General features: G+C 71.4%; 18 protein-coding genes. 9 read left to right on the forward strand and 9 right to left on the reverse strand.

Annotated elements, in window-relative coordinates:
- Window positions 1-93: 93 nt before the first annotated feature.
- From ACFQ9K_RS27780 to ACFQ9K_RS27805, 6 genes are all read right to left on the reverse strand, one after another.
- The gene (locus tag ACFQ9K_RS27780; RefSeq protein ID WP_378724892.1) at window positions 94-294 is read right to left on the reverse strand and encodes a hypothetical protein; all 201 of its coding nucleotides are present in this window, start codon (window positions 292-294) and stop codon (window positions 94-96) included.
- A 145-nt stretch (window positions 295-439) separates the two neighbouring features.
- The gene (locus tag ACFQ9K_RS27785) at window positions 440-1,198 is read right to left on the reverse strand and encodes a methyltransferase domain-containing protein (RefSeq protein ID WP_378724894.1); all 759 of its coding nucleotides are present in this window, start codon (window positions 1,196-1,198) and stop codon (window positions 440-442) included.
- 44 nt (window positions 1,199-1,242) lie between these two features.
- Entirely contained in the window at window positions 1,243-2,982 is a 1,740-nt protein-coding gene (locus ACFQ9K_RS27790) for an NTP transferase domain-containing protein (protein WP_378724896.1), read from the reverse strand.
- Window positions 2,983-3,059: 77 nt separating this feature from the next.
- Window positions 3,060-3,803, reverse strand: a complete 744-nt coding sequence (locus ACFQ9K_RS27795; protein WP_378724899.1) for a VOC family protein — start codon at window positions 3,801-3,803, stop codon at window positions 3,060-3,062.
- A gap of 40 nt (window positions 3,804-3,843) precedes the next feature.
- On the reverse strand, window positions 3,844-4,140 hold the full coding sequence (locus ACFQ9K_RS27800; protein ID WP_378724901.1) for an MGMT family protein: 297 nt from the start codon (window positions 4,138-4,140) through the stop codon (window positions 3,844-3,846).
- Window positions 4,141-4,144: 4 nt separating this feature from the next.
- Window positions 4,145-4,921, reverse strand: coding sequence for an alpha/beta fold hydrolase (locus ACFQ9K_RS27805; RefSeq protein WP_378724903.1), 777 nt, complete (start codon window positions 4,919-4,921; stop codon window positions 4,145-4,147).
- A 71-nt stretch (window positions 4,922-4,992) separates the two neighbouring features.
- Here ACFQ9K_RS27805 and ACFQ9K_RS27810 point away from each other — a divergent pair, with 71 nt between their 5' ends.
- The 3 genes from ACFQ9K_RS27810 to ACFQ9K_RS27820 are packed head-to-tail and all read left to right on the forward strand — an operon-like array spanning window position 4,993 to window position 12,979.
- The gene (locus ACFQ9K_RS27810; RefSeq protein ID WP_378983779.1) at window positions 4,993-8,910 is read left to right on the forward strand and encodes an ATP-dependent helicase; all 3,918 of its coding nucleotides are present in this window, start codon (window positions 4,993-4,995) and stop codon (window positions 8,908-8,910) included.
- Window positions 8,907-9,092, forward strand: a complete 186-nt coding sequence (locus tag ACFQ9K_RS27815; RefSeq protein ID WP_378723837.1) for a hypothetical protein — start codon at window positions 8,907-8,909, stop codon at window positions 9,090-9,092. Before ACFQ9K_RS27810 ends, ACFQ9K_RS27815 begins: the two co-directional genes overlap by 4 nt.
- Window positions 9,089-12,979 (forward strand): ATP-dependent helicase, encoded by a 3,891-nt coding sequence (locus ACFQ9K_RS27820; RefSeq protein WP_378723840.1) that lies wholly within the window; start codon window positions 9,089-9,091, stop codon window positions 12,977-12,979. Before ACFQ9K_RS27815 ends, ACFQ9K_RS27820 begins: the two co-directional genes overlap by 4 nt.
- Here ACFQ9K_RS27820 and ACFQ9K_RS27825 read toward each other — a convergent pair.
- Window positions 12,933-13,349 carry a hypothetical protein gene (locus tag ACFQ9K_RS27825; RefSeq protein ID WP_378723843.1) on the reverse strand — a complete coding sequence of 139 codons (417 nt, stop codon included), beginning with the start codon at window positions 13,347-13,349 and terminating at the stop codon, window positions 12,933-12,935. The genes ACFQ9K_RS27820 and ACFQ9K_RS27825 overlap by 47 nt on opposite strands.
- A gap of 139 nt (window positions 13,350-13,488) precedes the next feature.
- Here ACFQ9K_RS27825 and ACFQ9K_RS27830 point away from each other — a divergent pair, with 139 nt between their 5' ends.
- On the forward strand, window positions 13,489-14,544 hold the full coding sequence (locus tag ACFQ9K_RS27830) for a potassium channel family protein (protein WP_378723846.1): 1,056 nt from the start codon (window positions 13,489-13,491) through the stop codon (window positions 14,542-14,544).
- Between the two features lie 45 nt (window positions 14,545-14,589).
- Window positions 14,590-15,492: an NAD(+) diphosphatase gene (gene nudC, locus ACFQ9K_RS27835; protein WP_378723850.1), complete on the forward strand. Its 903-nt coding sequence runs from the start codon at window positions 14,590-14,592 to the stop codon at window positions 15,490-15,492.
- Between the two features lie 53 nt (window positions 15,493-15,545).
- Here the strand turns inward: nudC and ACFQ9K_RS27840 are convergent, their stop codons facing one another.
- A complete protein-coding gene (locus ACFQ9K_RS27840; protein ID WP_378723867.1) occupies window positions 15,546-15,776 on the reverse strand; it encodes a mycoredoxin in 231 nt (76 codons plus the stop codon).
- Window positions 15,777-15,896: 120 nt separating this feature from the next.
- On the opposite strand from ACFQ9K_RS27840, the gene ACFQ9K_RS27845 reads away from it, so the two are divergent.
- The 3 genes from ACFQ9K_RS27845 to ACFQ9K_RS27855 are packed head-to-tail and all read left to right on the forward strand — an operon-like array spanning window position 15,897 to window position 17,215.
- The gene (locus ACFQ9K_RS27845) at window positions 15,897-16,322 is read left to right on the forward strand and encodes a hypothetical protein (protein WP_378723853.1); all 426 of its coding nucleotides are present in this window, start codon (window positions 15,897-15,899) and stop codon (window positions 16,320-16,322) included.
- Window positions 16,319-16,753, forward strand: coding sequence for an EVE domain-containing protein (locus ACFQ9K_RS27850; RefSeq protein WP_378723855.1), 435 nt, complete (start codon window positions 16,319-16,321; stop codon window positions 16,751-16,753). Before ACFQ9K_RS27845 ends, ACFQ9K_RS27850 begins: the two co-directional genes overlap by 4 nt.
- A gap of 9 nt (window positions 16,754-16,762) precedes the next feature.
- Window positions 16,763-17,215, forward strand: a complete 453-nt coding sequence (locus ACFQ9K_RS27855; RefSeq protein WP_378723857.1) for a MarR family winged helix-turn-helix transcriptional regulator — start codon at window positions 16,763-16,765, stop codon at window positions 17,213-17,215.
- On the opposite strand, the gene ACFQ9K_RS27860 is transcribed toward ACFQ9K_RS27855, so the two are convergent.
- On the reverse strand, window positions 17,210-18,469 hold the full coding sequence (locus ACFQ9K_RS27860) for a low temperature requirement protein A (RefSeq protein WP_378723859.1): 1,260 nt from the start codon (window positions 18,467-18,469) through the stop codon (window positions 17,210-17,212). The genes ACFQ9K_RS27855 and ACFQ9K_RS27860 overlap by 6 nt on opposite strands.
- A 48-nt stretch (window positions 18,470-18,517) precedes the next feature.
- Here ACFQ9K_RS27860 and ACFQ9K_RS27865 point away from each other — a divergent pair, with 48 nt between their 5' ends.
- Entirely contained in the window at window positions 18,518-20,689 is a 2,172-nt protein-coding gene (locus ACFQ9K_RS27865; RefSeq protein ID WP_378723861.1) for an ATP-dependent DNA helicase UvrD2, read from the forward strand.
- Window position 20,690: the final 1 nt, after the last annotated feature.

Genomic DNA, 20,690 nt, shown 5'->3' on the forward strand with positions numbered 1-20,690 from the left:
CAGCGTTTGGCGCACGGTGTGCGGAACGGGGGCACCGCCCACAGCCGCGGCCGCCGGTTCGACTGTGAACCGGCGGCACGCGGTGCAGATCAGTTAGTTGTGGCCCATCCGGCGCTGATCGGCGTTACGCCGATCGTCGTCCGACTGGCGCTGGTTCGGCATGCGCTGGCCGTCCGAGGGGGCGCCAGGGCGATTCATGCCCTGGTTCTGGTTTTGATCCTGGCGCTGCTGTTGCTGCTGCCGATCCATCTGCCTCGGCATTTTCTTAGGCGTTTTCTTCGACTTTTCAGCCATCTCCACTCGGTCCTTTCCGGGGATTGATATTCGCCTAACGACACTCACGATAGCGAGCATTGTCCAATTCCGGAAGGGAAAGTGAAAAAAGGCTGTCACACCGGCGATCCGGCTTGTTTTCGCAGGTAGAAGCGATATAAATCGCTCAGGGCTTGCGTGCTTCGATGAGAAACCTGGTCGAGTGGGCGACGAATGGACCCTGTGCTTCGATCTCGTCGTGCATCGCGCGGAGCTTGTCCTGATACCGCTCCACGGTGAAGTCGGGGACCATCCACGGCACCTTCCGCAGGAAGTACACGACCGCGCCGATATCGCCGAACTCGACGCGCAACCGTTCGTATCGCAGATCGACGATTTCCAGTCCGGCGGCGATTGCCGCGGCCCGATCGTCATCCGGATTACGGCGCCGACGAATTTCCTCCGTTTGCGCGCCGATGAAATACTCGACGAGTTCGAAAACACTTGCATCGCCGACGTGTTGCGCCAAATAGGTGCCGGACGGCCGCAATACCCGGGTGATCTCGGACCACCACACGGTGACCGGGTGCCTGCTGCTGACCAGATCAAAGGCATTGTCCCCGAAGGGCAGCGGCGGTTCGTCGGGATCGGCGACCAAGGCCACGCCCAGTGGATGCAGCAGCCGGGTGGCCTTGTCGATGTTCGGCGGCCACGACTCGGTCGCCACCATCAGCGGCGGCAGGTTCCCGGCGCCGGCCAGCACCTCGCCCCCGCCGGTCTGAATGTCCAGCGCCGCAGCGACTTTCCCCAGCCGCTCACCCAGCACCCGCTGATACCCCCACGAGGGCCGCTGCTCGCTGGCCCGGCCGTCGAGCCATCCGAAATCCCAACCGGCCACCGAGACCGCGTCGGCCTCGGCCACCAGATCCTCATAGCTGCGTCCCATGCCCTCGATTGTTGCCGAGCGGTAGCCACGGGGCAACCGAGTTTCTACCTGGGCAGCGGCAGGAACTCGACGGACGCGCCGTCGGCGGCCTCGGCGGGGACGATCACCAGCCCGTCCCGGTCGACGAGGCCGCCGAGGTGCGCGGTGCGGATGTCCGGGTCGCCGAGCCAGCCGCCCTGCGGGGCGAAGCGGGCGGGGACGACGCGGGCGACCGGGCCGGAGATCTCGGCGGCGTTGTGCAGCGGGCCGAGCAGGGGGCGGCGGGCGGCGGCGCCGGTACGGCCGGCGACGAGGGCGGGCGCCAGCGCCATCAGGGTGGCCACCGCGGCGAACGGATTGCCGGGCAGGCCGAGAACCGTGGTGCCCGTGGCCAGTTCGGCGACGAGGGTGGAGCCGCCCGGCCGTAGTCGTAGCCGGTGCACCAGGATTCTGGCCCGGGCGCGGTCCACCGCGGCACGCAGTTGATCGGCCGCGCCGCCGCCGGTCGCGCCGACGATCACCAGCAGGTCGCACCCGGGCGCCTCGGCGAGCACCTCGTCGAATCCGGTCGGGGTGTCGCGCAGATGTACCCGGTCGGTGGTGTGAATTCCGCACCAGGACAGCAGTTCCGGCAGGATCGGCCCGATCGAGTCGCGGGTCTGCCCCGCGTGCAGCGGCCCGTCGCTGCGGATCTCGTCGCCGGTCATCACGATCCTGGCCCGGACCGGCCCGCGCACTGGCGCCGCGGTCACCTCGACGCTCGCCGCCGCCGAGATCAGCGCGGCGGTGACCGGAGTCCCTTGCGGCGCAACGAGATCCCCGGGCTGCCGGTCCTCGCCGCGGCGGCGGACGTCGTCCCGGATCGGGGTGTCCGGCAGCCGATGCAGGCGGTCGTCGGCGGACACCTGGACGAACTCGTCGCGCAGCACACCGGTGGTGCCGTCCGGCACGTGCGCGCCGGTGGCGATGCGCACGGCCTCACCGGACAGCAGCCCGACCGGCCGGTGGCCGCCGGCGAAACCGATATCGCGGCGCAACCGCCACGGTCCCTCGCCCGCCACCGCGTAACCGTCCATCGCGGAAACATCGAAGCGCGGCAGCGGCCCACGGGCCACCAGCGCGGCCGCGAGCGCGGCGCCGCGCACCGAACGCAGGTCGGCCGAATAGGACGTGAGCCGGGAAAGGTTGTCCCGCAGTGCTTTCCGTGCGTCGTCCAGCGAGAGCGCCGGCGCCGGTGCGGCGACCGACGCGCGGGCCAGCCGCACCTCCTCCTCGGTGTCGCAGTCGGCGATCCCGGGCAGCGCGATGATCGCCGAATCGGCCGGGACGAGCGCCTTCATCGGCTGATTGACCAGCGAGTCCAGCCGGTCGAGCGCGGCGAGCAGTGCGGTGCGCCGCCAGACCCCGATCAGATACTGCGGCCGCCCCGACTCGTCCGCCGCGAACACCGCGTCGGCGCCGGATTCGCAGGTGTGCCTGATCAATTCGGTGATCGACCAGGGCGACAGGAACGGCAGATCGGCCGCAAGCACCACCACCAGCGGCGCCGCCGAGCCGAGGGTGTCCAGGCCGGCCCCGATCGCCGCCACCGGCCCAGCGCCCGGCGGAACCTCCCTGGTCTGTTTGATCCCCGGCGCCAGCTCGGGCCGATGCGGGCCGACCACGACCGTCTGCGCACACGTGGCGACGGCGGCCAGGGCGGCGTCGAGCATGGAGCGGCCACCGATGACGATCGCGGGTTTGTCCACGCCGCCCATCCGGCTGGCCCGCCCACCGGCGAGCACGATCGCGTCGGCAGCGGTCACCGAGCGCGACCTCGAGCTAGGTACACCATGGCGGACATGCTAATTCGTCGCCGCCGCGAACCCGGGAGGTGGACGGCCTAGACGGTGGAGCAGTCGCGCACCCGCCGGAGCAGGCAGAACTCGTTGGTCTCCGGGTCGGCCAGGGCCAGGCTCGTCGCCGGCTGCCCGCCGTCGCGCTCGATCGGCGTGGCACCGGCCGCGCGCAGCCGGTCCAGCTCGACGGACTGTTCGTCGAACGAGGCCAGATTCAGCCGCAGCAGGTTCCGGCTCGACTTCACCTCGGGCGTGCGGACGAACTCCAGCCACGACCCGAGCCCGGTGGCCGATCGCAGCCCGGCCACCTGCTCGCCGCCGTGCGTGACCGGCCAACCGGACGCGGCGGCCCAGAATTCGGCCAGCCGCAGCGGATCTCGGGTGTCCATCACGATGGCCGCGACCGCGCCGGTGTCCACGTATTCCTCGCGCGGCTCCAGCACACAGAACTCGTTGCCCTCGGGATCGGCCAGTACCACCCACGGCACCGTGCCCTGCCCGATGTCGACGCGGCGAGCGCCGAGCGAGAGTGCGCGGTCCACCTGCACCCGCTGATGGTCGAGCGAACGGCTGGCCAGATCGAGGTGAATGCGGTTCTTGCCGTGCTTGGCTCGCACGGCGGGCAGGAACGCGAGGGCGACCTCGGCGCCGTCGGGATCGGGCGCCGCGACGTCTACTTCCTCGGGGCGATCGATGGTCACGCCCCAACCGAGCAGCTCGGCCCAGAAGTCCGCGATGAACCGCGGCCGGTCTGCATCGAACACGACACACGCCAGGCGGGTGGACATGTTTCAACGGTAACCGTCGCGCGGCCCGCCGGGTGCTTGTTTACGGAAACGGAAATCGCGCCGCGCGCAGGTTCACTCGCCCGTCGTTGATCGGCACGCCCTCGGTCGCGAGCAGTCGCAGCTGCCGGTCGGCCAGGTGTGCGGCCGGCTTGCCGCTCGCGCCGATCACCCGGTGCCACGGCAGGTCGGCGGCGTCGGTGCGCATGATCCAGCCGACCGTGCGCGGGGTGGACAGTCCGGCGGCCGCGGCGATGTCGCCGTAGGTCGCCACCTTGCCGGGCGGGATGGACGCGACGAGGGCCCGGACCCGTTCGACCTGATCGTCTGTGGTCGGCACCGGATCAGCGGACCGAGCGCAGCAGCGCGGCGGTCTCGGCCGGAAGGGCCTGCGGGATCATGTGATCGCAGTCCCACTCGTGCACGGTGAGGCGCTCGCCGAGGTGCTCGGCGAGCGCGGCCCGGAACGCGGGCGTGACGAACGGTGGCTGTACCTTCATCGCCTGCACGAGCACCGTCGGCAGCCCCTGCGGCGGCAGCACGAACGGCCGGGCCAGCTGACCCCAGTACGAGGTGATCGCGGCCAGGCTCATCCGCCAGGCGAAGCGGCCGTGCGCGGTCGGCACCAGGTGCTCGGCGAGCTCGGCCGCCAGGATCTCCGGCGCCACTTCGGCCCAGGCCGAGCCGAGCTTGTCTGCCCTGGCTCGCGCGACGGACTCGTAGTCCGGCTCGGCCAGCAGCGAATCGGCGACCTCGCCGACCAGGTCCGGCGCCAGCCCGAGGGCGGGATCCAGCAGCACCAGCTGCCGGACCAGGTCCGGGCGGCGGCGGGCGAGATGCAACGCACACGCGCCGCCGAACGAGTGCCCGACCACGGTCACCGGTTCGGTGGTCTCGGCGGTGAGCAGTTCGATCAGATCGTCCACGACGGCCTCGAAGGTCCACGGCGGCAAGGTGCTCGACCGTCCGTGTCCACGCAGGTCAGGCGCGATGATCCGGACCTCGGGGAGATGGTTGACCGCCAGGTCTTCCCACCGTTTGCCGTGGCCGGTCACGCCGTGCAGGGCCAGCACGGCCGGTCCGGTGGCGGGGCCGAATCGATAGACATTCAGAGCAGACACCGGTCCATTCTGACCGGTGCGCGCAAGCGCGGTTGGGCGAGTCGCGCGAGGGGGTCGTCGGCGTGTCGGTCGTGTCTGTTGCAATAGCCCGCGTGGTGCGATCGGATAGCGCGGTGCGACTTGTTCGCCGGAACGTGGTGGCGCCCCGGCCGCGCGGCTGGGGCGCCGACGTTCGCGCGCTGTTCGACGCCGCGGCCGCGGCGGGGCCGACGCGGCCGGGCTGGCGGCCCTGGCAGGTGCTCGGCGGACCGGGCACGGGCAAGACCGCCCTGCTCGTCGATCTCGCCGCCGAGCGCATCGCGGCGGGCGACGATCCCGAATCCGTGCTGGTCCTTGCCCATTCGAAGCAGGCGGCCAGCGCCGCCAGAGACGCGATCACCGCCCGGCTGAGCTCACCCACCCCATCGGCTTCGTCTCCTGCCGTCCCCGTGCCCGGTCCGGACGCGGAAGGCGGCGTACCGGGCGCGACCAGGGAACCACTGGCCCGCACCCTGCACTCCTACGCCTTCTCGGTGCTGCGCAGGCACGCCACCGCGCACGGCAACCCGCCGCCGCGTTTGCTGACCGGTGCCGAGCAGGATGCGGTGCTGCGCGAAATGCTGCGCGGCGACCTCACCGACATCGCCGCGGGCGCGGACGGGCTGTGGCCGGAACGCCTGCAACCCGCGCTGGCGCTCGGCGGGTTCGCCGAACAGTTGCGCGACCTGATGCTGCGCGCCACCGAACGTGGGCTCGGGCCGGAGGATCTGGTGCACCTCGGCCGCGAGCACGGTAAACCGGAGTGGGTGGCGGCGGGCAAGTTCGCGGTGCGGTACGAGCAGACCATGCTGCTGCGCTGGTCGGTGGGCGTGGAGGCGCCGGAGGCGACCGCGCCCGCGCTCGACGCCGCCGAGTTGATCGGCGCCGCGCTGGACGCGCTGGCCGGTGACGCCGAGTTACTCGCCGCCGAGCGGGCGCGGATTCGGTACCTGCTGGTCGACGACGCGCAGCATCTCGATCCGCAGGCCGCGATCCTGGTCAGGGCGATCGGGCACAGCGCGCACACCACGGTGATCGCCGGCGATCCGGATCAGGGCATCTTCGCCTTCCGCGGCGCGGACGCCAGGTTCGTCGCCGACCTGCCCGCGCCGGACGGGCAGCGCATCGTGCTGCGGGACAACCACCGGACCGGTGGGCCGGTGCAACTGGCGGTCGCCAGGGTCGCGGCCAAGTTGCCCGGCAGTGCGCCGCAACGCTTTTCGCTGCCCAAACGGACCGACCCACCGGCGGACGACGGCACCGAGGTACGGGTGCGGGTGCTGGCCACGCCGGCCAAGGAGGCCGCGCTCATCGCCGATCATCTGCGCCGCGCGCATTTGACCGGGGGAGTGCCGTGGTCGCGGATGGCGGTGATCGTCCGTTCGGTGCCGCTGTCGTTGCCGCCGCTGCGCCGGGCGCTGCTGGCGGCGGGGGTGCCGGTGCAGCAGCCCGCGCTGGATACGCCGCTGGCGCGGCGGCGGGGTGCGGCCTGGATGCTGCTGTCCCTGCGGGCGCTGCTGGCCGGCGAGAAGGGGTCCGCCTTCGAGCCGGAGGACGCGCTCGACCTGCTGGCCGGCCCGCTCGGCGGTGCGGATCAGATCACGCTGCGGCGGTTGCGGCGCGGGGTGCGGCGCAGCGTGCTGGAGTCCGAGCGGAGCCGGGCGCGATCGGGCCGGGAGGTTCCGGAGAGCGAGTATTCCGAGCGGGCCGCGGCGGAGCCCGATCGGGTCATCGAGAGTTCGGAACGGAGTTCGGGGCTGCCCGAGCCGTCCGTCGGGAGCCTAGAGCGGGCGGCCGACGATGCCGATTGGTATGGCGTGGAACCGGAATGGACGCCGGCGGACTCGGAGTGGCGGGGCAGCGCGGCCGAGCGGACGAGCGAGGCGGAGGACAGCGAACAGGCCGCGGCACGGACCGACGGCTCGGCCGATGCCGAACGGGATTCCGAGCAGCCCGCCGGGAGTTCCGCGGCGGGCGGCGAGTCGGTAGAACTGCTGCACGGCATCGATCAGTCCTCCGCGGAGGTGTTGCGGGATCTACTGATCGGGGCCGGGGACCCGCGTCTGCTGGATCGGCTGACCGATGTGGAGGCGGCCCCCTTGCGCCGCGTCCTCGACGCATTGGAGCGGGCGCGCAAGGCGCGCCGGCGTGGGGCGGGGCTCGAGGACGTGCTGTGGGCGCTGTGGACCGCGTCGCGGTTGGAGCGCCGCTGGGTCGGGCAGTCCGAACGCGGTGGCGCGGTCGGCATGCAGGCCGACCGCGACCTCGACGCGGCCGTCGGATTGTTCGACGCCGCAGCGGGTTACGTGGATCGCCTGCCGCGCGCGAGCATCGAGGGCTTCGTGGAATACCTGACCCAGCAGGAGATTCCGAACAGTTCGGCGCCGCGCACCGCGCCCAAGGAGGCGGTCGCGCTGCTCAGCGCGCACGCTGCCGCGGGCCGGGAGTGGGATGTCGTCGCGGTCGCCGCTGTGCAGGAAGGGATTTGGCCGAACCCGCGGGCGCGCGGCACGCTGCTGAACACCGAGGACCTGGTGGACTTGACCGCGGGTGTGATCGACGGCGGCGAGCAGGTGAGCCGGGCGGCGCCGATTCTCGCGGAGGAGCGCAGGCTGCTGCTGGTCGCGTGCAGCCGGGCGCGGCGTTCGCTGCTGGTCACCGCGGTGGAATCGGTGTCGGGCGAACGGGATCTGGTGCCCTCCCGGTTCCTGGCCGAATTGCTCGGGCACGACGAGGACGGTGAGCCCGGCGCGTTGCCGATCGCCGATCCGGGCCGCGCGCTGGTGATGCATTCGCTGGTGGCCGAATTGCGCGGCGCCGTCTGCGATCCCGAGTCCGACCCGGACCGCAGGCAGCGCGCCGCACACCAGCTGGCGCGGTTGGCCAGGGCGGGGGTGCCCGGCACACATCCCGACGACTGGTACGGCACAGCGGAATTGAGCTCGCAGCGGACGCTGTGGGAGGAGGACGACAGCGCGGTCGGGCTCTCGCCGTCCACCGTGGAGCTGCTGCGCACCTGCCCGCTGCGCTGGGCGCTGGAACGGCACGGCGGCACCGACGGCGACAACCCGCACGCGGTCAAGGGCAATCTGGTGCACACGCTGGTGCAGGCGCTGGCAGGGCAGGTGCCGGAGGCGCAGGTGCGGGCCGCGCTGGATAAGGCCTGGCAGTCGGTCGATCCAGGGACCGGCTGGCATTCCCGGCAGGAGCTGCGCCGCACCGAGGCCATGCTGGAGACGTTCATGGCCTGGGTGCGCAACACCCGCGGCGAACTCACCCAGGCCGGGGTCGAGGTACCGGTCGACTGCGTGCTGCCGCCACGCACGGAAGACGAACGGGCCGTGCGGATTCGCGGCCGGGTGGATCGGCTGGAGCGGGACGCGCTCGGCCGCTTCGTGATCGTGGATGTGAAGACCGGGAAGTCGCCGGTGACCAAGCAGGCGGCGGTCGATCACGCGCAGCTGGCGACGTACCAGGTGGCGGCGGCGATGGGTGCGCTGGACGCGGCCACCGAGGAAGCGCGTGCCGAGCCGGGCGAATCGGGTTCCGCCGAAGACGGATCGCACGATCCGGGTCCGGTCCGCGGGGAATCGGTCGCGCCGGGCGACCATCGGCCGGACGCGGAGGAGCCGGACGCGGACGACGACGGACCCGAACCGGAAGACGACGGATCGGGCGCGGCGCGATCCGTTACCGGTGAACCCGGCTCGGGCCCGGGGGAACTCGGCGAACCCGGCGGCGCTCGCCTGGTGTACGTCGCCAAGCCGAGCGCCAAGGAGGGCGCGACCCAGCGCATGCAACCGCCGCTGGACCCCGAAGCTCTGGACAAGTGGCGCAACACCATTCACGACGCGGCCGCCGCCACCCAGGGCCCGAGCTACCTCGCCATGCGCAACGACGGCTGCCGGCACTGCCCGGTCTCCGGCAGCTGTCCCGTCCAGGACACCGGCAGGCAGGTGACCGACGAGTGAGCGACAAGCGTTTCCGGGTGCCGCTGCCGATCTGCGGCCCCGAATGCCTGTGCTGCGGGGTCATTCCGGAGCGGGCGGTCGATGGTGCGGTGCATTCGCCGGTCGGCAGGCACCGCGCGGTGCGCGCGCGACCGAGGCCGGCGGGCAAGCCCGCGCCCGACACCGACGAGGCACAGCCGTGACCGTCGCACGGGTGACGCCGCATCAGCTGGCCGACGCGCTCGGCCTGCCGCCGCCGACCGACGAACAGGCGGCGGTGATCGCCGCACCGCCGGGCCCGACGCTGGTGGTCGCGGGCGCGGGCGCGGGCAAGACCGAGACGATGGCCGCCCGCGTGGTGTGGATGGTGGCCAATCGGCTCGTGCTGCCCGACGAGGTGCTCGGGCTGACCTTCACCCGAAAAGCCGCGCAGCAGTTGACCGCTCGCATCCGCACCCGGCTGGCCCGATTGGCCGGCGCGCCGCTGCTGCGCGAGCTCGACCCGTCCGGCCACCTGCGCGCCCAACTGTCCGGCGCCGAGCCGGAGATCAGCACCTACCACTCGTACGCGGGCAGGCTGCTCACCGAGCACGGCCTGCTGCTGCCGGTGGAACCCTCGGCGACGCTGCTCACCCAGACCCAGCTCTGGCAGCTCGCCCACCAGGTGGTGCGCACCTGGGACGGCGACCTGGACACCGATCGCACGCCGGTCTCGGTCACCGAGGCGATCCTCGCCCTGTCCGGCCAGCTCGCCGAGCATCTGGTCGAGCCCGAACAGCTGGCCGAGGCGCACACCGACCTGGAAAAGCTGGTGCACACCCTGCCGCCCGGCCCGCGCCAGCGCGGCGGGCCGAGCCAAACCCTGCTCGGCATCCTCCAGGTCCAGCGCGAACGGATCGCCCTGCTCCCGCTCGTGCAGCAGCTGGCCGAGGCGTTACGCCGCCGCGGCGCCTTGGATTTCGGCGCGCAGATGTCCCTGGCGGCGCGCCTGGCCGCCGAGCACCCCGAGGTCGCCGCCGCCGAACGCGCCCGCTTCCGCCTCGTCCTGCTCGACGAGTATCAGGACACCGGCCACGCCCAGCGGGTCCTGCTCGCCGCGTTGTTCGGCGGTGCGTCCGAGGCCGATTCGGTTCCCCGCGCCGAACCGACGTCAGCGCGGCCTTCGAAGGACGAGCAGCCAGCGGGTGCACAGCCGACCGGCCCGGCGCCCCGTGCCCAGGAGCCGCGGTACGTGCGGCCGGCGAACGAGGAGTCCGGGCGGCAGCGATCGAGCAGGCAGCGGACGGCCGGGCCCGCGAATGCCGGTGCGGGGGAGGATGAATCGCGCGGCCGCCAACGATTGGCGGTGACGGCGGTCGGTGATCCGATGCAATCGATCTACGGTTGGCGCGGCGCGTCCGCCGCGAACCTGCCCCGCTTCGCCACCGACTTCCCCGCCGCGCCCGGCATTCCCGCGCCGACGCTGCCGTTGCTGACCAGTTGGCGCAATCCGCCCGAGGCCTTGGCGCTGGCGAATCTGGTCGCGGATCCGTTGCGCCGCAAGGCCATCGAGGGTGGCGGCGTGACGGTGGACGCCTTGCGCGCGAAGCCGAACGCGGGACCTGGCGTGGTCGCGCTGGCGCTGACCGAGACCGTTGCCGAGGAACGCGACTGGCTGGCCGTCCGGATCGCCGAGGAATGGGCGGCCCGTCGCGCCGCGGGCGAGCCGCCGCCGACCTCGGCGGTGCTGGTCCGTCGCAACGCCGACGCGTCGCCGCTCGCGGAGGCGCTCCGCGCGCAAGGACTACCGGTCGAGATCGTCGGGCTCGGCGGCCTGCTGGCCACGCCCGAGGTCGCCGATATCGTCGCCACCCTGCGCCTGATCGCCGAGCCGGGCTCGGGCAGCGCGGCGATGCGCGTGCTCACCGGCGCCCGCTGGCGCATCGGCGTCGCCGACATCGCGGCGCTGGCCCGGCGCGCCCGCACCCTGTCGATCAGCCGCTTCACCAGCGGTGACGCGCCGGAGATCACCGACGGGAGCACGCTGGCCGCGGCACTCAGGGACGTGGCACCGGAGCCCGCCGAGCAGGCGGGCCTAGCCGACGCGATCGCCGATCCCGGCCCGCGCGAACAGTATTCGGAGTCCGGCTTCGCCCGCATCGAGGCACTGGGCCGGGAACTGGCCGCCCTGCGCGAACGCAGCGGCCAGTTGCTCACCGAACTGGTCGCCGACGTGGAGCGCACCATCGGTGTCGGAGTTGAAACCCAGGCCCGCCGCGCCATGTCGGGTACCGGCGCGGGCCGCGAGCACCTGGACGCCTTCGCCGAGGTGGTCGCCGGTTACGCCGCCGACTCCGGCGCGGCGCTGAGCGGGCTGCTGTCCTTCCTCGCCGCCGCCGAATCGGTCGAAAACGGCTTGGAGCCAGGCGAAGTCGAGGTCGCCAAGGACCGGGTGCAGGTGCTGACCGTGCACGCGGCGAAGGGCCTGGAATGGGAGATCGTCGCGGTGCCGCACGTGGTGCGCGGCGTGTTCCCGTCCGGCACCGCGTCGGGAACCTGGCTCGGCGCCCTCGCCGAACTGCCGACGAAACTGCGCGGCGACCGCCAACAGGACGACTCGACCGAGGGCGTGCCCGTCCTCGAACTCACCGACCTGTACGACCGCGCCGATCTGGAACGCGCGATCAAGGCGCACAAGGAGGCACTGGAGCGCCGCCGCATCGACGAAGAGCGCCGCCTGTTCTACGTCGCCCTCACCAGAACCGAACGCGTGCTGCTGGTTTCGTCGCACCACTGGGCCGAAACCGGAACCTCGCCCAAGGGCCCCTCCGACTTCCTGCTCGAACTGAAGCAGGCCAGCGAAGCCGCCGACAGCCCCGCCAACGGCGTCGTCGACATCGCCCGCTGGGACGACCCGCCCGAGCCGGACGCGGTGAACCCGTTCACGGACAACCCGGCCACCGCCGAATGGCCGCGCGACCCCCTCGGCGACCGCCGCGATCCCATCGAACAGGGTGCCGCGCTGGTCCGCGCCGCCCTGGCCGAACTCCGCGCGCAGCCACCGGAACCGCGCGCCGCCAAGGCAACCCGAGCGAACGCGCGACCGGACGCCGCGCCCGTCCCGGAACCCGAGGGCCGCGTCGATGCCGCCCTCGCCGCCGAGCCCCCGGACGACGCCTTCGAGCCGCCGGCCGAATTCGACGACCTGCCACCGGATCCCATGGACTTCGTCCCTCACGATCCGCCGCCGCCCGCCGCCCCGCACGTCACCGACATCCCGCCCGACCCCCTGCACGAGTTCGTCTCCGACGAAGACATCGCCTTCGCCGCAGCGGAATTCGCCGAGCTCGACCCGCTCACCCCGCCCGTCGACCCCGACGACCCGGACGGCTGGGCCGCCGACGTGGACGCCCTACTTGCCGAATTCGAATCCGAACAGGCCGCCGCCGAGGAGGTCGAACTCCCCGGCCAGATCGCCGCGACCGCGCTGGTCGAGATGCGCGCCGATCCGGCGAAACTCGCCGCGCGCCTGCGTCGTCCGCTCCCGTTCCCGCCGAGCCCGCTGGCCCGCCGCGGCACCGCGTTCCACGCCTGGGTGCAGCGCTGGTTCGGCTCGACCCGGCTGCTCGGCCTCGACGAACTCCCGGGCGCGGCCGACACCACCACCGCCGACGCGGGCGTCGACGACGAGCTGACCGCGATGCAGAACGCCTTCCTCAATTCTCCCTGGGCCAACCGCAGCCCGCTCGACGTGGAGGTTCCGTTCGAAACATCGTTGGCGGGCACCGTGATTCGCGGCCGGATGGACGCGGTGTTCGCCGAGCCGGGCGGCGGCTGGATCGTGGTCGACTGGAAGACCGGCGCCGAGCCGACCCCCGCGGAGGAGCCCGCGGTCGCCATGCAGCTGGCCGTCTACCGGCTGGCCTGGGCCCGGCTGATGGCGTCCAGAGCAGGCAGGACCGAGCAGGAGATGCTCGAACGCGTCGGCGCCGCCTTCCATTACGTGCGCACCGGGCGCACCATCGCGCCCGCCGACCTGGCCGGGCCCGCCGAACTGGCCGAGCTCATCCGGAATTCCGCGCCAACCGGCTCACCTTCAGCGCCTGCCTGATCAGCGGGATCTGCAACGGCAGCCGCAGCACGGTGCCGACCTTGAACACCTGCGACGCCTTCTTGTTGCCGAGCGCGTCCGCGGTCATCTGCACGTTCGCCGGGAGCACCGCGATGAACAGCAGCGCGGCCAGCCGCCCGCCGAGGCCGCGGGTGCGCGGGATCACCAGCGCCGCGGCGACGCCGAGTTCGGCCACGCCCGAGGCGTAGGTGTAATTGCGCGGTTCACCGGGGAGCGCCTTGGGCACGATCGCGTCGAAGGGCTTCGGCATCACGAAATGCAGCACCCCCATGGGGAACAGCAGGGCGGCCAGGGCCAGCGCCGGCCTGCGCGCGGAGGTGCGATCGGGGGCGAGTGCGTTTTCTGCCATGAGGCACCTTTGCATCCGCCGGGTGTTCGCGTCGAGGCCGGGCGGTAGCGCGGGCAGCGGGTAGGCTCCCGTGCTGTGCCGGAGGGACAAGCAGTGCCGGAGACATCCGACGCGAGGTATAGCAGGGCGGGTGCGTCTCATGTTCGGTGATCGCGCGCGCTCGCTGGGGTTGTCGAATCGGCCGCATTTCGCGCTGGTCGGGGTGCTGCGCATTCCGGAAGTACAGACCAGCCCGTGGATTTCGCTCGCGCGCCGGGTGCTGTTCGCGATCGGGCTGCTGTTCGCCGCGGCCCTGGTGGTCTATGTGGGCCGGGACGGCTACCACGACAACGCGGGCGACCCGCTCGGCTTCCTGGACGCGTTCTATTACGCGACGGTGTCGCTGTCCACCACCGGCTATGGCGATATCGCCCCGGTGACGGCCGAGGCGCGGCTGGTGAACATCGTCATCATCACCCCGCTGCGCATCCTCTTCCTCATCGTTCTCGTCGGTACCACCCTCGGCGTGCTGACGGAACGGTCCCGGCAGGCGTTCAAGATTCAGCGATGGAGGCACAGCGTGCGCAATCACACCGTGGTCGTCGGTTACGGCACGAAGGGGCGCACGGCGATCGACGCCATGCTGGGCGACAACGTGCAGCCCGCCGACATCGTGGTGGTGGACACCGACATGGTCGCGCTGGAGGCCGCCGCGAACTCGGGCCTGGTGACGGTGCACGGTTCGGCGACCCAGTCCGATGTGCAGCGGCTGGCCGGCGTGCAGAACGCGGCCTCGGTGGTGGTCGCGACCAACCGGGACGACACCGCGGTGCTGGTCACCCTGACCGCCCGCGAGCTGACCAAGAGCGCCAAGATCGTGGTCTCGATCCGCGAGGCGGAGAACACCCACCTGGTTCGCCAGTCCGGCGCCGACTCGGTGGTGGTGTCCTCGGAGACCGCGGGCCGGCTGCTCGGCATCGCGACCACCACCCCGTCGGTGGTGGAGATGATGGAAGACCTGCTCACCCCGGAGGAGGGGTTCGCGATCGCCGAGCGCGAGGTGGAGTCCGCGGAGATCGGCGGCTCGCCGCGGCACCTGGGCGACATCGTGCTCGGCGTGGTGCGCAACGGCGTGCTGGCCAGGGTCGGCGAGCCGGAGGTGGATTCGCTGGAGGCGGGGGACAAGCTGCTCTACATCCGCCGCGCGGCCAAGTAAGGCCGCGTGCGGGGACCCGGCCGGTCGGCGCGATAGTCTCGACGGGTGCCGGTCTTTCAGCTCAATGGTGTTCCCCTGCTGTCCCGTTCCGTGCTCGATCGCGCCGAGGAGACGCGCGGCGATGCGCAGGCCTTACAGGAGGGGTGGAGCGAGGCCAAGCTGCTCCGGGTGAACGCCCGCGGCCAGGTCCGATTCGAACAGGGCGCGCTCGTGCTGGACAAGGCGATCGAGCTGTCGCCGGAGCCGAGCCCCGAGGCGGTGTTCCTCGGCATCGACGGCGGCGTGCACCTGTGGGCGGTGCGGGATCGGGACATCGAGGGCTCGCTGACTGACCTGCGCGGCATGTCGAACACGGTCGACGATCTCACCGCCGGCGTGCTCTCCACCGCGGTCGCCCTGCTGAACTGGCACGACAAGGCCGGATTCAACAGTGCGGACGGCACCGTGACCAGGTCGAGCAAGGCAGGCTGGTCGCGCACGACCGAGAGCGGTTACGAGGAGTTCCCGCGGATCGATCCCGCGGTCATCTGCCTGATCCACGACGGCGGCGACCGGGTGCTGCTCGCCCGTCAGCACACCTGGCCGGAGACGTTGTTCTCGCTGCTCGCCGGGTTCGTCGAGGCGGGCGAGTCGCTGGAGCGGTGCGTCGAGCGCGAGGTGAAGGAGGAGGTCGGCGTCGATGTCCGCGACATCAGCTACCTCGGCAGCCAGCCATGGCCGTTCCCGCGCTCGCTGATGCTCGGGTTCTCCGCGCTCGGCGATCCGGCGCAGCCGCTGGTCTTCTCCGACGGCGAGATCGCCGAGGCGCACTGGTTCACCCGCGCGGAGGTGCGGGAGGCGCTGTCGGCCGGCGACTGGTCGGCGCAGGGGACGGGCGCGCGGCTGTTGCTGCCGGGTTCGATCTCCATCGCCCGCACGATCATGGAATCCTGGGCCGCGCTCGACTGAGCGCAGCAGAAATCGGCGCGGGCCGGTGCGGCCCGCGCGGATTCGGTCGGTGATCAGGCCAGCGCGGCGAGGGCCTGCTTGACGGCCACCAGCGTCGGATTGGTCGCGGTGGAGCCGTCGGCGAATTTCACGGTCGGCACCACATGGTTGCCGCCGTTCACGCTGCCGACGAACTCGGCCGATGCCGGATCTTGCTCGATGTCGATCTCGACATAGCTGATACCGGACTCGTCCAGCTGCTTCTTCAGCCTGCGGCAGTAGCCGCACCAGGTGGTCGAGTACATCGTCAGGTCGGGCGTTACGTCAGTCACGGATTGTGCAACGTCGATCAGGCCGTGCGTGTTCCAGTCAAGTCATTTTCGGCACCCCTTGCGCCGCATTTAGTAAGCGCGCATACTAACTGCATGACGATCATCGCCACCGCGCAAGCCACCTCGACCGCCGCTCCCGCCGCCTTCTTCGCCAGGTGGGCGGACATGGCCACCTGGCCGGAGTGGAACGCCGACACCGAATGGGTCCGGCTCGACGGCCCGTTCGTCCAGGGCGCGACCGGCGTCCTGAAGCCGAACGGCGGACCGAAGGTGCCGTTCGTCATCGAGCGGCTCGGCGACACCGAATTCGTCGATGTCTCCAAGCTCATCGGCGCCCGGCTCACCTTCGATCACCAGATCGCCGCGGCCGACGACCGCACGACGATCACCGTCACCGTCTCGATCGACGGCCCACTGCGCTGGCTGTGGACCAAGATCATGGGCGGCGATCTCGCCAGGTCCGTGCGCCCCGACCTGGACGCCCTGATCGCCGTCGCCGAGGGGGTGCCGGCGGCATGACCAGGTATTGGCTGGGCGTCGTGTCCAAGGAACACGTGCTGCGCGGCGTCGCACTCGGCGTCGCACAGGCCAATCACGGCACGCGCGCACCCGTCGAACGCATGCGGCCCGGCGACACGCTCATCTACTACTCGCCGCGCGAGGGCATCCGCTCCGGCGCGTGGGTCCGCGCGTTCACCGCGATCGGGACCATCGACGACCGCCCCGTCTGGCAGGCCGACCCGGTCGATCTGCCCGGCGGCGGCTGCTTCCAGCCGTGGCGCCGGGCGGTCAGTTATCGGACCGGCGCGCAGCAGACCGCGATCGACGACCTGCGCGATCGGCTCGATCTGACCAGCTCACCGAACTGGGGAATGGTATTGCGGCGCGGCCTGATAGAACTCACCGCACACGACCATGCGGTGATCGCGAAAGCGATGTCGGGCGAGTGAGGGAGGCCGATGAGCAATGCAGGGCTACATACCGAATTCGAGCAGGCCGACGAAAGTCCCGGATTGCTGCTCTGGCAGGTGACCAACCGGTGGCAGGCGGCGCAGCGCGCGGCGCTCGCCCCGTTCGATCTGACCCACGTGCAGTTCGTGCTGCTCGCCTCGCTGACCTACCTGGCGGTGGCCGGCGACCCGGTGATGCAGCGCGACCTGGCCGCGCAGGCCGCCACCGATCCGATGATGACCTCGCAGGTGGTGCGCGCGCTCGAGCAGAAAGGCCTGGTCGAGCGGCGCGATCACCCGAGTGACCGGCGGGCGAAATCGCTGGTGCCCACCGAAGCCGGTGCGGCGCTGGCGAATCGGGCAGTGGTCGCGGTCGAGGCCTGCGATCGCGAGTTCTTCGGACCGCTCGGCGTGCGGGCCGAGCAGTTCGCTACCGACCTGCGCAGCCTGCGGCGGCTATAGCACCTCGTCGATCCCGAGGCCGTGCCGCCGCCACCGGCGTGGCCGATCGGGGCCCGCCCCGGCGCCCCACTGACCTGCGGCGTGCGTCTGGCACAGCAGTGCCCAGACACACAGGGCGACAACGCCGTACACGAGTCCGAGCGCGCCGATGTACGGCCCGGCGGCGCCCAGCGCCACCGCGAGCACCGCGCACGGTAGCGGCCAGGACAGCAGCCAGCGCCAGCCCGCCTCGCTGCGCGCGCCACCGAGTCCGGTGATGACGAAATACGCCGCGGCGCCGCCGCCGAGCGCCCAGCCGATGCCGGTGGACACGTGCCCCTCCGCGTGTTCGACGGCCAGGCCGAGGCCCGCGGTGATGGTGGCGATCGCGGCGGTGACCCAGCAGTGCATCGCCATCACGTATTGCCGCGGCAGCGCGCCGTCCGGATCGTCGCCGGTCATCAGGCGCGGCACGAAGCCGTACATCAGGGTCAACGCCCACAGGCTCGCCAGCACGACGAACGCGCCGAAGCCGAGGGCGAGCACCTTCGGGTGCCAGACCACCCCGCCCACCGCGGTGATCACCGCGATGACCCCCTCGCCGAGCACGATGATCACGTACAGCCCGAGCCGCTCCCCGAGATGCGCCGAATCCGCGTGCAGCGCCATGACTTTCGGCGGCTCGATGTCCTTGAACCGGCGCGAGCCGCGGATCCGGCGGTTCACCGCCTCCTGCGCGCCGATCATCATCTTGTCGCCGCTCACCGCGAACATCAGCCATAGATCGATGACCAGGCCGAGCGTCCACAGGTAGTACTTCCACGGTTCGGGCACCCAGAGCGACACGATCCAGGGCAGCACGCCGAGGGAGAGTTGGGCGATCGGCCAATCGACCACCAGTCTGCCGCGCCCCCACACCTGCGCGGCGACCATGCGCACCAGCACATAGACCGCGGCGAACGTGGTCGCGTGCCGGTCCGGGATCCCGGCCACCGCGGCGGCCATCACGCCGAGGCCGAGCATCGCGCCGAGCATCAGGTAGATCCTGGTGTGGTCGCGGGCGATGTTGCCGTACAGCATCATGCACGCCCAGACCGTCCAAAAAGCCAGGTAGAGCAGGATATAGAGGGCGAAGTCGCCGAGCGAGGGGCCGCGGTGCAGCAGGTGGGTGAGCTGGCCGATGCCTGCCACCGCGACGAGGTCGAAGAACAACTCCATCCAGGTCGCGTGCCGGTCGGCGGGTCTAGCGTCGGTTGACGGCGTGTCGTGTGCCACGAGGGGACAGTATTGCGCGCGCGGCGAGAGTTGTCGGCGGGCACTGTCATGATGGGTGCCGTGTCGTCAACCAGTACACACCGCCCGGCCGGCCTCGAGCTGGATTCGCTCGACCCCGAGCAGGCCGCCGCCGTGCGCGCGCCGCGGGGTCCGGTGTGTGTACTCGCGGGGGCGGGCACCGGCAAGACCAGGACGATCACCCATCGCATCGCGCATCTGGTGTCCACCGGGCACGTGAAGGCCGACCAGGTGCTCGCGGTCACGTTCACCGCGCGCGCCGCGGGGGAACTGCGCAACCGGTTGCGCGCGCTCGGCCTCGGCGGTGACGCGAACCAGGTGCAGGCGCGCACCTTCCACGCGGCCGCGCTGCGGCAGCTCAAATACTTCTGGCCGCAGGTCGTCGGCGACGTGCCGTGGCGATTGATCGACGGCAAGTTCCCGCTCGTCGCGCAGGCGGCGAACCGGGCCGGGCTCTCCTCGGCCACCGACAGCGTGCGCGACCTGCTCAGCGAGATCGAGTGGGCGAAGGCCTCGCTCATCGCCCCCGAGGACTACCCGGCGGCGGTGGCCAAGCAGCATCGCGAGACGCCGTACGACGCGCTGCGGGTGGCCGAGGTGTACGCGGGCTACGAGAAACTCAAGGCCACGCCGGACGGCCTGCTGCTCGACTTCGACGACCTGTTGCTGCACACCGCCGCGGCGCTGGAGGACTATCCGGCGGTGGCCGACGAATTCCGCGGCCGCTACCGCAGCTTCGTGGTCGACGAGTACCAGGACGTCACGCCGTTGCAGCAGCGCGTGCTCGACGCCTGGCTCGGCGAGCGCGACGACCTGACCGTGGTCGGCGACGCCAACCAGACGATCTACTCGTTCACCGGCGCGACCCCCGGTTACCTGCTCGACTTCTCCCGCCGCTTCCCGGACGCCACGGTGATCCGGCTGGAACGCGACTATCGCTCCACCCCGCAGGTGGTCTCGCTGGCCAATCGGGTGATCGGGGTGGCGCGCGGCCGCATCGCTGGCACCCGGTTGCAGCTCATCGGCCAGCGCCCGGACGGGCCGGAGCCGGTGTTCGCCGAATACGACGACGCCCCCGCCGAGGCGGCCGCGGTGGCCAAGTCGATCAAGCGGCTGATCGAGGCAGGCACGCCGCCCGCCGAGATCGCCGTGCTCTATCGGATCAACGCCCAGTCCGAGAGCTACGAACAGGCACTGACCGAGCGGGGCATTCCTTATCAGGTGCGCGGCGGCGAGGGCTTCTTCTCACGCGCGGAGGTCAGGCAGGCCGTGTCGGCGCTGCGGCAGGCCGCGGCCAGGGACGACCTGCCCGGCGAGGCCCGCAGCGGCGCCGCCCTGGTCACCCTGGTCCGCGCGGTGCTGGCGCCGGTCGGGCTGACCAAGGAGGAACCGGCCGGCGCGCAGGCCCGGGAGAAATGGGCCTCGCTCGTCGCGCTGGTCACGCTGACCGAAGACCTGGTCGCGCACGACGAAGCACTCGACCTGCCCGGCCTGCTGCGTGAGCTGGCCGCCCGCACCGAGGCGCGGCATCCACCGACCGTGCAGGGTGTCACGCTCGCGTCGCTGCACGCCGCCAAGGGTCTGGAGTGGGACGCGGTCTTCCTGGTCGGTGTGGCCGACGGCACGCTGCCGATCCAGCACGTGCTGGCCGACGACGGCTCGGTCGGCGACGAGGCGAAGCTGGAGGAGGAGCGGCGGCTGCTCTACGTCGGCGTGACCCGGGCACGCGAACATCTACAACTGTCCTGGGCGCTGGCTCGTGCCGAGGGCAAGCGCCGCACCCGCCGCCGGTCCCGGTTCCTCAACGGGCTTGTCCCCGACGATTCGCCCGCGTCCAGGATCGCGACGCCGGTCGTCGAGGCGAAAGGCATGCGGCCGACCTGCCGAGTGTGTGCGAAGCCACTGATCGGTACCTATGCGACTATGCTTGGCCGCTGTCGTCGTTGCCCGGCCGAGCTCGATGCCGAACTCCTGCTCGCGTTGCAGGAGTGGCGCGCGGAGAAGGCGGAGGCGTTGCGGGTGCGCGAATTCGTGGTGTTCACCGACACCACGTTGACCGCGATCGCCGAACAACTCCCAGGTGACGACGCCGCGCTGGGGTCCATCGCGGGCATCGGCCAGAAGAAGCTCGAACAGTACGGCGGCGAGGTGCTCGCGATCATCGCTTCGCGGTTGCGCGCAAGACCCCAAAACCGCAGGTAGA

This window comes from Nocardia sp. NPDC056564 (assembly GCF_042793755.1).
In the GTDB taxonomy this organism is placed as follows: domain Bacteria; phylum Actinomycetota; class Actinomycetes; order Mycobacteriales; family Mycobacteriaceae; genus Nocardia.

Coding starts and splice junctions, on each gene's coding strand:
- ACFQ9K_RS27785 (WP_378724894.1), bottom strand. CDS start 1,198: ATGGGACGCAGCTATGAGGATCTGGTGGCCGAGGCCGACGCGGTCTCG.
- ACFQ9K_RS27840 (WP_378723867.1), bottom strand. CDS start 15,776: ATGTACTCGACCACCTGGTGCGGCTACTGCCGCAGGCTGAAGAAGCAG.
- ACFQ9K_RS27825 (WP_378723843.1), bottom strand. CDS start 13,349: ATGGCAGAAAACGCACTCGCCCCCGATCGCACCTCCGCGCGCAGGCCG.
- ACFQ9K_RS27850 (WP_378723855.1), top strand. CDS start 16,319: ATGACCAGGTATTGGCTGGGCGTCGTGTCCAAGGAACACGTGCTGCGC.
- ACFQ9K_RS27830 (WP_378723846.1), top strand. CDS start 13,489: ATGTTCGGTGATCGCGCGCGCTCGCTGGGGTTGTCGAATCGGCCGCAT.
- ACFQ9K_RS27780 (WP_378724892.1), bottom strand. CDS start 294: ATGGCTGAAAAGTCGAAGAAAACGCCTAAGAAAATGCCGAGGCAGATG.
- ACFQ9K_RS27865 (WP_378723861.1), top strand. CDS start 18,518: ATGATGGGTGCCGTGTCGTCAACCAGTACACACCGCCCGGCCGGCCTC.
- ACFQ9K_RS27845 (WP_378723853.1), top strand. CDS start 15,897: ATGACGATCATCGCCACCGCGCAAGCCACCTCGACCGCCGCTCCCGCC.
- ACFQ9K_RS27795 (WP_378724899.1), bottom strand. CDS start 3,803: ATGTCCACCCGCCTGGCGTGTGTCGTGTTCGATGCAGACCGGCCGCGG.
- ACFQ9K_RS27855 (WP_378723857.1), top strand. CDS start 16,763: ATGAGCAATGCAGGGCTACATACCGAATTCGAGCAGGCCGACGAAAGT.